Below are 11,489 nucleotides of genomic sequence, written 5' to 3'. Positions count from 1 at the left end.
CAGTGTCGACGACCTCCCGTTCCCGTTCGAAGACGCGCCTCTCGCGCGCCCTCGGCATCCCGCTGACCCCGAAGGCGGCCCGCTACCTCGAGAAGCGTCCCTACGCTCCCGGTGAGCACGGCCGCTCGAAGCGCAAGGCCGACTCCGACTACGCGGTCCGCCTGCGTGAGAAGCAGCGTCTGCGCGCCCAGTACGGCATCCGCGAGAAGCAGCTCCGCATCGCGTTCGCCGAGGCGCGCCGCACCCAGGGCCTGACCGGTGAGAACCTGGTCGAGCTCCTCGAGATGCGCCTCGACGCCCTCGTCCTGCGGTCGGGCTTCGCCCGCACCACCGCGCAGGCGCGCCAGTTCGTCACGCACCGCCACATCATGGTGGACGGCAAGACCGTCGACCGCCCCTCCTTCCGCGTGAAGCCGGGCCAGGTCATCCACGTCAAGACCCGCTCCGAGGGCACCGAGCCCTTCCAGGTCGCCGCCGCCGGTGGGCACGTCGACGTGCTGCCCAAGACCCCGGGCTACCTCGAGGTCGAGATCGACAAGCTCCAGGCGACGCTGCTGCGCCGCCCGAAGCGCGCCGAGGTCCCCGTGACCTGCGAGGTCCAGCTGGTCGTCGAGTACTACGCCGCCCGCTGATCCACTCCTGACCCGGTCGCACGACCGTCGTCCCGGAAGGCCCCTGCTCACCGCAGGGGCCTTCCGTCGTCCCGGGGCACGGCACGACACCGCCCCTGCCGCAGCGCTCCGCGGAGCGTCGCTAGGCTGGAGTGCCGCACCGGGCGGCGCCGAACGGAGGTCACCGTGACCGGTGGAGACATCGCAGGACTCATCGCCGCAGGAGTGTTCGCGATCCTGGTCGCGATCGCGGCGATCCCGCTGTGGAAGCTGGGTCGCGTGTTCGACAGCACCAGCGAGGCGATCAAGCAGGCCAGCGACGGTCTCACCCCGATCCTGGACGAGTCGGCCTCCACCCTCCGCGAGGCCAACCAGCAGCTCGCGCGGGTCGACACGATCACGAAGGACGTCGCCGAGGTCACCGGCAACGTGAACGCCCTCGTCGCCCTCACGGCGGCCACGATCGGCGGTCCGCTGATCAAGCTCGCGGGCTTCACCGCGGGCGTCCGCGCCGTCCTGGTGGCCGGTCGCACGGCGGACGCGGTCGGCGAGGCGGCGGGGAAGACGGCGGCGAAGCGCTCCAAGCGCGCCCGCAGGCCCTCCTCCCGGTAGCCGCAGACTCGCGCCCTACAATCGACTGGGCCGTCGCGCTCGGACGCGTCGCCCGTCGCCCCCGCCGTGGAAGGAACCTCCGTGAAGAACTTCGTCCTGGTCGTCGTCGGGATCGGTCTCGGCTTCGCGCTCGCGCATCAGGTCGCCCGCACCGCCGCAGGCGCCCGCCTCTTCGAGGACCTCAACCGCACGGCGAAGGAGCTCGGCGACGCCGTCTCCGAGGGCTACCACCAGCGCGAGGCCGAGCTGAAGGCCGCCATCGGCGAGGGCTGACCCGCCCTCTCCGCCCCGGCCGCCCGGCCCCCATCAGACCCCCGCGTCGACACCGACCGAACACGTAACGGACCCCATGCAGACCGCTGAAATCCGCACCCGCTGGCTCGACTTCTTCGGAGGCCGCGGCCACACCGTGGTGCCCTCCGCCTCGCTCGTCAGCGAGGACCCGAGCCTCCTCTTCACCGTCGCCGGCATGGTGCCCTTCGTGCCGTACCTCACCGGGGTCGTCCCCGCGCCGTACCCGCGCGCGACCAGCGTGCAGAAGTGCATCCGGACCAACGACATCGAGGAGGTCGGCAAGACCCCTCGCCACGGCACGTTCTTCCAGATGAACGGCAACTTCTCCTTCGGCGACTACTTCAAGGAGGGTGCGATCGGCTACGCCTGGGAGCTGCTCACCGGCACGGAGGCCGACGGCGGACTCGGGTTCGACGAGAAGGACCTGTGGGTCACCGTCTACAAGGACGACGACGAGGCGATCTCGCTGTGGAAGAAGATCGCGGGCCTGCCCGACGAGCGGATCCAGCGCCTGGACAAGGACACCAACTACTGGTCGACCGGACAGCCCGGACCGGCGGGCCCCTGCTCTGAGATCTTCTTCGACCGCGGTCCGGCCTACGGCATCGACGGCGGCCCCGCCACCGACGACGACCGCTACGTCGAGATCTGGAACCTCGTCTTCATGCAGTACCTCCGCGGGGAGGGGACGAGCAAGGTCGACTTCGACATCCTCGGCGAGCTGCCGCGCAAGAACATCGACACCGGCATGGGGCTCGAGCGCGTCGCGTTCCTCAAGCAGGGCGTCGAGAACATGTACGAGATCGACCAGGTGCGCCCGGTGCTGGACCGCGCGTCCGAGCTCTCGGGCCGACGCTACGGCGCCGATCACGAGGACGACGTGCGGATGCGCGTCATCGCCGACCACGTGCGCTCCTCGCTCATGCTGCTGTCGGACGGGGTCACCCCGTCGAACGAGGGTCGCGGCTACATCCTGCGGCGACTGATGCGCCGCACGGTGCGCGCCATGCGTCTGCTCGGTGTCGACACCGCCGTGTTCCCCGAGCTCTTCGCCGCGTCGCGCGACGCCATGGCCGCCGCCTACCCCGAGGTGCAGACCGAGTACGAGCGGCTGTCGACCAGCGCGTTCGGCGAGGAGGAGGCGTTCCTGCGCACCCTGGCCGCCGGGACCGAGATCCTCGACCTCGCGGTGCTCAAGACCAAGAAGGCCGACGCCGAGACCCTCCCCGGCGACACGGCGTTCCTCCTGCACGACACCTTCGGCTTCCCGATCGACCTCACGCTCGAGATCGCCGAGGAGTCCGGGCTCAGCGTCGACCGCGAGGCCTTCGACTCGCTGATGTCCGCCCAGCGCGCCCGCGCCAAGGCCGACGCGAAGTCGAAGAAGTCGGCCCTCGCCGACCTCTCGGTCTACGCGGCGTTCCGCGCGCACGGCGAGACGCTCTTCACCGGCTACGACGTGCTCGACACCGAGTCGCGCGTCGTCGGCCTGGTCGTGGGCGGGCGCTCGGTGACCAAGGCCTCGGCCGGCGACATCGCCGAGGTGATCCTCGAGGCCACGTCGCTCTACGCGGAGTCGGGCGGCCAGGAGGCCGACGCCGGCCGCATCGTCGGCAGCGGCTTCGACCTCGAGGTCCTCGACGTGCAGAAGCCCGTGAAGGGGCTCATCAGCCACACCGTCCAGGTCGCGAGCGGCGAGGTGGGCGTCGGCGACGCGGCGACGTCGGTCGTCGACCGCGACTGGAGGCGCGGGGCCACGCAGGCGCACTCCGGCACGCACCTGATCCACGCGGCTCTCCGCCAGGTCCTCGGCCCGCAGGCGCACCAGTCCGGCTCCTACAACAAGGCCGGCTACCTCCGTCTCGACTTCTCCTGGAACCAGGCGCTGTCGCTCGAGACCCGCAGCGAGATCGAGGACATCGCGAACACCGCGATCCGCGACAACCTGGAGGTCGTCACGCGCGAGCTGCCGCTCGACGAGGCCAAGGCGCTCGGCGCCATGGCGCTCTTCGGCGAGAAGTACGGCGACGTCGTCCGCGTCGTCGACATCGGCGGGCCCTGGTCGCGCGAGCTCTGCGCGGGCACCCACGTCGGGAGCTCGTCCGAGATCGGGCTCATCAGCCTCGTCAGCGAGTCGTCGGTCGGATCCACGAACCGCCGGGTCGAGTCGCTGGTGGGTCGCGAGGCGTTCCAGGACCTGGCGGCCGAACGGGCGCTCGTGAGCACGATCTCGTCCTCGCTCAAGACGCCGCGCGAGCAGCTCCCCGAGCGCATCGCGGACCTCGTCGCGAGTCTCAAGGCGGCCGAGAAGAGGATCGCCGCGTTCGAGGCCCGCGCCCTCGCCGACCGCGTCCCCGCGATCGTCGCGAATCAGCGGCGGGTGAACGGGCTGACCGTCGTCGCCGAGAACGTCGGCGCCGCCGGATCGGCGGACGAGCTGCGCTCGCTGGTCACCTCGGTGCGCGAGCGGCTCGGCTCCGAGGCCGCTCTGGTGGCCCTCGCCGCCGACGTGTCGGGCAAGCCCGCTGTGATCGTCGCGACCAACCAGGCCGCTCGGGACGCCGGAGCGAAGGCGGGACCCCTCGCCAAGCTCGCCGCGGGAGTCCTCGGCGGAGGCGGCGGCGGCAAGCCGGATCTCGCCCAGGGCGGCGGCTCCGACGTGTCGGCGATCGGCGCCGCGCTCGAGGCCGTCGTCGCGGAAGCGACGCGCTGAGCATGGACCGGTTCGGCGTCCGGCTCGGCATCGATGTGGGACGATCCCGCATCGGTGTCGCCCGCTGCGACGCCGACGGTCTGCTCGCGGTGCCGGTCGAGACCGTCGCCCGCGAGAAGGGCGCCGCAATCGGCACCGACATCGCCCGCATCGCCGCGATCGCGCAGGAGCACGCCGCGGTCGCGGTCGTGGTCGGGCTGCCGCTGTCGCTCTCGGGCGCCGAGACCGCGTCCACCGACGACGCGCGGGAGTTCGCCGGCCGACTGGCGCGAGCGGTCCCCGACGCCGACGTCAGACTCGTCGACGAGCGCCTGTCGACGGTGACCGCGCAGAGCGCCCTGCACCGCTCCGGACGCGACACGCGCGGATCCCGCGCCGTGATCGACCAGGTCGCCGCCGTGGTGATCCTGCAGCACGCCATCGATTCCGAGCGCTCCTCCGGCACCCCCGCCGGGATCCCGCTCGAACCGAACGAAGGACGACCTACCCGTGACCGACGTCCCCCCGAGCCGCCGCGCCGCCCGCGCCACCGAGGCCGATCAGCAGAACCAGCTCCCGACGCCTCCTCAGGAGCACCCCGTCTCGAGTGACGGCCCGACGGAGCAGTCCGGCCACGATCCTCTCGACCGGCTATTCTCCGGGCCCGACGTGCCCGCTCCGCGCGATCGCGGCGAGGCCGTCGCTGCCGCGCATCCGGAGGCGAAGGCGTCGACCCGCCGTCGTCGCCGGCAGGCGGCCGGAGCACCGCGGAAGCGGCGCAACCACCGAGGCCTGATCGGCGGACTGCTCGCCTTCGGCGTCTTCGCCGCCCTGGTCGCGGTCGCCGTGACCGTCTTCCTCGAGCCCGTCCGGGCGCTGTTCGCGGAGCCGGAGGCCACCGACTTCGCCGGCACGGGCACGAGCGAGGTCGTCTTCACGATCCACCAGGGCGACGGCGGCAGCGACATCGCGGAGAACCTCGTCTCGGACGGCGTCATCAAGTCGTACGCGCCGTTCTACGAGCTCCTGGTCTCGACGACGCCGGAGCCGGTGTTCCAGCCGGGCGCCTACTCGATGAAGGCCGAGATGAGCGCCAAGTCGGCTCTCGCCGCGCTGCTCGACTCCGAGTCCACCCGACTCGCCAACACGTTCGTGATCCCCGAGGGCACCGCCCTCGCCTCCGCACTGCCCCTCATCGCCGACGGCACGGGGGTGCCCGTCGAGGAGCTCCAGGCGGCAGCGGCCGACTGGGGCTCGTTCGGGTTGCCCGCCCAGGCGACGAGCCTCGAGGGCTTCCTCTTCCCGGCCACCTACGACGTCGACCCGGGCACTCCGGCCCACGACATCCTCCAGACGCTCGTGAACCGCATGTACCAGGCTCTCGACGAGGCGCAGGTGCCGGTCGAGGACCGCTACCGCGTGATCGTCTTCGCCTCGCTCGTGCAGAGGGAGGCGCGCATCGCCGACGACTTCCCGAAGGTCGCGCGGGTGTTCCAGAACCGGCTCGACCAGGGCTGGCGCCTTCAGTCGGACGCGACCGTCGCCTACGGCACCGGAGCGACCGACCGCGTGACGACGACGGACGCCGAGCGCGGCGACGTGAACAACGTCTACAACACGTACCAGCGCGACGGCCTCCCGCCCGCCCCCATCTCGAACCCGGGCGACATCGCGATCGAGTCGGTGCTGCGACCGGCGGAGGGCACGTGGATGTACTTCGTCACCGTGAACCTGGAGACCGGCGAGACCGTGTACTCGACGACCGACGCCGAGCACAACGCCGCGGTGGCGCAGTGGCAGGCCTGGATGCGGGACCACCCGGAGTACCAGTGACCGCGTCCGGGCGCCGCCTCGCGGTCCTCGGTTCACCGATCGCGCACTCGAAGTCGCCGGCCCTGCACGCCGCCGCCTACGGCGTGCTGGGCCTGGACTGGAGCTACACGGCCCTCGAGACGACGGAGGAGACCCTCGCGGCCGTCCTCGAGGACCCGGTCGCCCGCTGGCACGGCCTCTCGCTCACCATGCCGCTCAAGCACGCCGTCCGTCCGCTGCTCGACGAGGAGGACCTCGTCGCCCGGGCCACCGGGGCCGTCAACACGGTGCTGCTGGAGCGGGACGGCTCCTCGGTCCGCCGTCGCGGCTTCAACACCGACGTGGCGGGCATCGTCCGGGCGCTGGTCGACGCGGGCGTCACCCGCGTCGACCGCGTCGAGGTGCTCGGCGGGGGAGCGACGGCGGCGTCGGCGATCGCGGCCGCCGCCGAGCTCGGCGCGTCCCACGTCACCGCGACCGTCCGGGCTCCCGCTCGGGCCGAGCCGCTGCGCGCGGTCGCCGCGACGCTGGGCACCGTGCTCGAGATCCGGTCGTTCGACGAGTGGTCTGCGGGGGAGCCGCATCCGCTGGTCGTGTCGACGCTGCCCGGGTCCGCTGCCCAGGAGCTCGCGGTGCCCGACGACGTCGTCGCCGCGTCCACCCTCTTCGACGTCGCGTACTCCCCGTGGCCGAGCCCACTCGCGACGCGCTGGCGCGCCGGGCGGTCGCCCGTGGTCTCGGGGTTCGGAATGCTGCTGCACCAGGCGCTCGTCCAGGTGCGCGTCTTCGTCGGCGGCGATCCGGCCCGCGCGCTGCCCCGGGAGGACGACGTGCTCGCCGCGATGCGCGCGGCCGTGCCCGACGGCTCCTGACGCGAGGTGCAGGGGCGGAGCCGGCCCGGCGGTGCGGCCCCGCCCCGTGTGCGAGAATCTGTGGATGCTCCGTTGGCTCACGGCCGGGGAATCCCACGGCCCCGAACTCATCGCCGTCCTCGAAGGACTCCCCGCGGGGGTCCCCGTCTCCCTCGAGGACATCCGCACCGATCTCGCCCGGCGCAAGCTCGGCTACGGCCGCGGCGCGCGGATGAACTTCGAGCAGGACGAGCTCACCGTCTCGTCCGGGATCCGCCACGGTGCCAGCATGGGCAGCCCGATCGCGCTGCGCATCGGCAACACCGAGTGGCCCCGCTGGGTCGATGTGATGTCGGCGGAGCCGCGCGACCCCGAGACCCTGCCGAAGGGCCGCGGCGCCGCGCTCACCCGGCCCCGGCCCGGACACGCCGATCTCGTCGGCATGCAGAAGTACGGCTTCGCCGAGTCGCGCAACGTCCTCGAGCGGGCCTCCGCGCGCGAGACGGCGGCCCGGGTGAGCCTGGGCGCCATCGCGCGGCGGTTCCTCGGCGAGCTCGGCATCGAGCTCGTCAGCCACACCCTCGCCATCGGCCCGGTGCGCGTGCCCGAGGGGTCCCCGCTGCCGACGGCGGCCGACGTCGACTCGCTGGACGCCGATCCGCTGCGGTGCCACGACGCCGCGACGAGCGCGCTGATGGTGGCCGAGGTCGACCGGGCCCACGACGACGGCGACACGCTCGGCGGCGTCGTCGAGGTGCTCGCCTACGGTCTCCCGCCGGGACTCGGCTCCTACGTCCACTGGGACCGGCGGCTCGACTCCCAGCTCGCCGCGGCTCTCATGGGCATCCAGGCCATCAAGGGCGTGGAGGTCGGCGACGGCTTCCTCACGACGACCCGCCGCGGGTCCGAGGCGCACGACGAGCTGTTCCAGGACGCCGCGGGCATCTCGCGCTCCAGCGACCGCGCCGGGGGGACCGAGGGCGGGATGAGCACCGGCACCGTCCTGCGCGTGCGCGCGGGGATGAAGCCGATCGCGACCGTTCCCCACGCCCTGCGCACGGTCGACGTGGCGACCGGCGAGGCCGCCGGGGCCCACCACCAGCGCTCCGACGTCTGCGCCGTCCCCGCGTCGGGAGTCGTCGCGGAGGCGATGGTGGCCCTCGTCCTGGCGAACGCCGTGCTCGAGAAGTTCGGCGGCGACAGCGTCGCCGAGACCCGCCGCAACCTGCGCGGCTACCTCGAGGCGATCCCGGCGGAGCTGCGGACGGCGAGCGCGAGCAACCCCGCCCTGGGCGTGTCGTGATCCGCGGATCCGCCCTCGGGCGAGAGCGCTGATGGCCGGGCACGATACCGGCGCGGCCCGCGCCCGCGTCGTCTTCATCGGCCCCATGGGGGCGGGCAAGACGACGATCGGGAAGCGGGTCGCGAAGTCCCTGGCGGCGGCGTTCGTCGACTCCGATGCGGAGTTCGTCGCGGGCCACGGCCCGATCGCGGCGTACTTCGACGCGCACGGCGAGGCCGCCTTCCGCCGAGAGGAGCGCCTCGTGGTCGAGAGCGCGGTCCGCCGCGACGTCGTGCTCGCCCTCGGCGGGGGAGCCGTGCTCGATCCACGGACGCGGGCCGATCTGGCCGAGGTCCCCGTGGTCCTGCTCACGACGACGGCCGAGGCCGTCCGGGATCGGCTGGGCTCGGGGAGCCGACCCCTCGTCCGCGGCGGCGTCGCCGACTGGACCCGTCTGCACGAGCAGCGGCGCCCGCTCTACGAGGCGCTCGCGGACGTCGTCTTCGACACCTCCCGCCGGCCCATCACCGCGATCGCCGCGGAGATCGCCGACTGGGTGCGCGCCCGACCGGCCCGAGACCCCCGAACCCACGACGCGACCGCCGCCGGCGGAAGCGCAGCAGACCCGGCGGCCGACTCCGGCCGCCCGAGCGGAAGACTTCCATGAACGACGGCTCCACCGCCATCACCGTGCCCGGCTCCACCGGCTACGACATCACCGTCGGCCGCGGGCTGCTCGACGGGCTCGCAGACGCCATCGGCCCGCGCGCCGCGAAGGTGCTCATCGTGCACCCGCCCACGCTCGCGGTCCTCGCCGCCGAGATCCGCGAGAGCCTGCTCGAGAGCTACGAAGTGCTGCTGGCAGAGGTGCCGGACGCCGAGGCGGCCAAGCGCGTCGAGGTCGCGGCGTTCTGCTGGCAGGTCATGGGCCAGTCCGACTTCACCCGCACCGACGTCGTCGTCGGCTTCGGCGGGGGAGCGATCACCGATCTGGCCGGGTTCGTGGCCGCCACCTGGCTCCGGGGCGTCGGCCTCGTGCAGGTGCCCACGACCGTCCTCGGGATGGTCGACGCCGCCGTGGGCGGCAAGACGGGCATCAACACGGCAGAGGGGAAGAACCTCGTCGGCGCCTTCCACGCCCCGCGCGCGGTCGTGGCCGACCTCGACGTGCTCTCGAGCCTGCCGCGCAACGAGATCCTCGCCGGCTTCGGCGAGATCGTGAAGTACGGCTTCATCGCCGAACCGCAGATCCTGGACATCATCGAGTCGGACGTCGATCTGGCGACCGACCCCGGCTCGGAGGAGTTCCGCCGACTCGTCGAGCTCTCGATCGGCATCAAGGCCCGGGTCGTCGGCGAGGACTTCACGGAGCAGGGGCTTCGCGAGATCCTGAACTACGGGCACACCCTCGGGCACGCGATCGAGCACGCCGAGCGCTACCAATGGCGTCACGGTGCCGCCGTCTCGGTCGGGATGGTGTTCGCCGCGGAGCTGTCGCGTCTCACCGGCTCGCTCAGCGACTCGGCGGTCGACCGCCACCGCAGCGTCCTCGAGTCGCTGACCCTGCCCACGAGCTACCCGCTCGGCCGGTGGGAGACGCTGCTCGCCGCGATGCAGCGCGACAAGAAGTCCCGCGCGGGGATCCTCCGGTTCGTGGTGCTGGACGACATCGCGCGGCCCAGCATCCTCCAGGGACCCGAGACCTCGCTGCTGTTCGCGGCGTACCAGGAGATCGGCTCCTAGGAGCCGGCCGGCCTCAGGCGCGGCCCTCGAGCGCCGCTCGTCTCGCGGCGGCGTGCTCCTGCTCGGTGATCGTGCCCGCAGCCAGCAGCCCGTCGAGCTCGGCGAGGCGCTCGCCCAGGGGACGCTCGGCGCCGAATCCGCCGGTGGCGAGCTTCGCGGCGATGTCCGTCTCCAGGGTGAGCGGATTCACGCCGAGCTTCCTCGCGCGGCGGAGGTTCACGACGATCAGGACCGCGATCAGGACCACGACGGCGGCGATCACGATCGGGACCACGGCGAACGCGGCGTTCAGCGCGCCGGTGTCGATGGGGGTCGGGACGTCGTTCACGGCAGGCCTCCTCTCGAGACGTCCTCCCATCCTCTCCCGCGCGGACCTGTCTCCGGGAGCATCGGGGCCGCTCGCCCGGACTCCCTCGGCCCGGGCGGGGCGATCGACTACACTCGACGGGTCAGCCGTACCGGCCGATATCGCCGCGCCCGGAGCCGGGCCCACCGGCAGCAGACTTCCACCGAAACGGATCCCCCTTCGCATGGCCTCTACCACCGACATCAAGAACGGCACCGTCCTCAACATCGACGGTCAGCTCTGGAACGTCATCGACTTCCAGCACGTCAAGCCGGGCAAGGGCGGCGCGTTCGTCCGCACCAAGATGAAGAACGTCCTGACCGGCAAGGTCGTCGACAAGACGTTCAACGCCGGGGCCAAGATCGACACCGCCAACGTCGACCGCCGCGACTTCCAGTACCTCTACCGCGACGGCCAGGACTTCGTGTTCATGGACACGTCCGACTACGACCAGATCACGGTCCCCGAGGCCGTCGTCGGCGACGCCGCCAACTTCATGCTCGAGAACCAGAACGTCACTCTCGCGCTGCACGACGGCGACCCGCTCTACATCGACCTCCCCGCGTCCGTGGTGCTCGAGATCACCTACACCGAGCCGGGCCTCCAGGGCGACCGCTCGACCGGCGGCACCAAGCCGGCCACCGTCGAGACCGGCTACCAGATCCAGGTCCCGCTCTTCCTCGAGCAGGGCACGAAGGTCAAGGTCGACACCCGCACGGGCGACTACCTCGGCCGCGTCAGCTGAGCCGGGGCGTCCGTGAGTGCACGCACGAAGGCGCGCAAGCGCGCCCTCGACATCATCTACAACGCCGATGTCCGGCAGATCCCGTTCGCGGAGTCGCTGCGGGCCGAAGCGGAGCGGGCGGTCCACGAGCCCGCTCGCGAGGCCTCCTGGCTCTACGCCCGTGAGATCGTCGACGGCGTCATCGACCACTCCGCCGAGATCGACGGGCTGATCGAGCGGCTCTCGAAGGGCTGGACCCTCGCGCGGATGCCCCTCGTCGACCGCGCGATCCTCCGCATCGGGGTGTGGGAGATCCTGCACAACGACCAGGTCCCCGACGGCGTCGCGATCTCGGAGGCCGTGGAGGCCGCCACCGTCCTCTCGACGGACGACTCGGCGGGCTTCATCAACGGGCTGCTCGCCTCCGTCGCGGAGTCGCGCACGGCGGTCTGACTCCCCGGACGCGGTCCGGGCGAGCGCAGGCCGCTCCGGCCCGCCCGGTCCGGCCCGCGTGCGTCCGGC

13 protein-coding genes are annotated in these 11,489 nt (G+C 72.3%); 12 read left to right on the top strand and 1 reads right to left on the bottom strand.

The genetic code is table 11. From position 1 onward, the window contains the following. The first annotated feature begins 2 nt into the window (after positions 1–2). From rpsD to aroB, 10 genes are all read left to right on the top strand, one after another. The gene (gene rpsD / locus NB037_RS00595; protein WP_207404936.1) at positions 3–632 is read left to right on the top strand and encodes a 30S ribosomal protein S4; all 630 of its coding nucleotides are present in this window, start codon (positions 3–5) and stop codon (positions 630–632) included. 165 nt (positions 633–797) lie between these two features. Next, entirely contained in the window at positions 798–1,223 is a 426-nt protein-coding gene (locus NB037_RS00590; protein ID WP_251942640.1) for a DUF948 domain-containing protein, read from the top strand. An 81-nt stretch (positions 1,224–1,304) separates the two neighbouring features. Next, the gene (locus NB037_RS00585) at positions 1,305–1,496 is read left to right on the top strand and encodes a hypothetical protein (RefSeq protein ID WP_251942638.1); all 192 of its coding nucleotides are present in this window, start codon (positions 1,305–1,307) and stop codon (positions 1,494–1,496) included. A gap of 76 nt (positions 1,497–1,572) precedes the next feature. Next, the gene (alaS, locus tag NB037_RS00580; protein ID WP_251942636.1) at positions 1,573–4,230 is read left to right on the top strand and encodes an alanine--tRNA ligase; all 2,658 of its coding nucleotides are present in this window, start codon (positions 1,573–1,575) and stop codon (positions 4,228–4,230) included. Positions 4,231–4,232: 2 nt separating this feature from the next. After that, positions 4,233–4,820 (top strand): Holliday junction resolvase RuvX, encoded by a 588-nt coding sequence (gene ruvX / locus NB037_RS00575; protein WP_372490661.1) that lies wholly within the window; start codon positions 4,233–4,235, stop codon positions 4,818–4,820. Next, on the top strand, positions 4,720–6,042 hold the full coding sequence (gene mltG / locus NB037_RS00570) for an endolytic transglycosylase MltG (RefSeq protein ID WP_251942634.1): 1,323 nt from the start codon (positions 4,720–4,722) through the stop codon (positions 6,040–6,042). Before ruvX ends, mltG begins: the two co-directional genes overlap by 101 nt. Beyond that, the gene (locus NB037_RS00565; protein ID WP_251942632.1) at positions 6,039–6,893 is read left to right on the top strand and encodes a shikimate dehydrogenase; all 855 of its coding nucleotides are present in this window, start codon (positions 6,039–6,041) and stop codon (positions 6,891–6,893) included. Before mltG ends, NB037_RS00565 begins: the two co-directional genes overlap by 4 nt. 64 nt (positions 6,894–6,957) lie before the next feature. Further along, positions 6,958–8,175: a chorismate synthase gene (gene aroC / locus NB037_RS00560; protein ID WP_251942630.1), complete on the top strand. Its 1,218-nt coding sequence runs from the start codon at positions 6,958–6,960 to the stop codon at positions 8,173–8,175. Between the two features lie 31 nt (positions 8,176–8,206). Next, the gene (locus NB037_RS00555; RefSeq protein WP_251942629.1) at positions 8,207–8,821 is read left to right on the top strand and encodes a shikimate kinase; all 615 of its coding nucleotides are present in this window, start codon (positions 8,207–8,209) and stop codon (positions 8,819–8,821) included. Then, complete coding sequence (aroB, locus tag NB037_RS00550; RefSeq protein WP_251942627.1) at positions 8,818–9,897, top strand: 3-dehydroquinate synthase; 1,080 nt, start codon at positions 8,818–8,820, stop codon at positions 9,895–9,897. Before NB037_RS00555 ends, aroB begins: the two co-directional genes overlap by 4 nt. Positions 9,898–9,910: 13 nt before the next feature. Here the strand turns inward: aroB and NB037_RS00545 are convergent, their stop codons facing one another. Further along, positions 9,911–10,225 carry a hypothetical protein gene (locus NB037_RS00545; RefSeq protein ID WP_251942625.1) on the bottom strand — a complete coding sequence of 105 codons (315 nt, stop codon included), beginning with the start codon at positions 10,223–10,225 and terminating at the stop codon, positions 9,911–9,913. A gap of 202 nt (positions 10,226–10,427) precedes the next feature. On the opposite strand from NB037_RS00545, the gene efp reads away from it, so the two are divergent. Together efp and nusB are read left to right on the top strand one after the other, a co-directional pair. Continuing rightward, entirely contained in the window at positions 10,428–10,988 is a 561-nt protein-coding gene (gene efp / locus NB037_RS00540) for an elongation factor P (protein ID WP_055791792.1), read from the top strand. A 12-nt stretch (positions 10,989–11,000) separates the two neighbouring features. After that, on the top strand, positions 11,001–11,420 hold the full coding sequence (gene nusB, locus NB037_RS00535; RefSeq protein WP_251942623.1) for a transcription antitermination factor NusB: 420 nt from the start codon (positions 11,001–11,003) through the stop codon (positions 11,418–11,420). Positions 11,421–11,489: the final 69 nt, after the last annotated feature.

Origin of the sequence: Rathayibacter rubneri (genome assembly GCF_023743255.1) — a bacterium.
Classification (GTDB): Bacteria; Actinomycetota; Actinomycetes; order Actinomycetales; family Microbacteriaceae; genus Rathayibacter; species Rathayibacter rubneri.
This window is presented reverse-complemented; position numbering and strand designations above follow the sequence as displayed.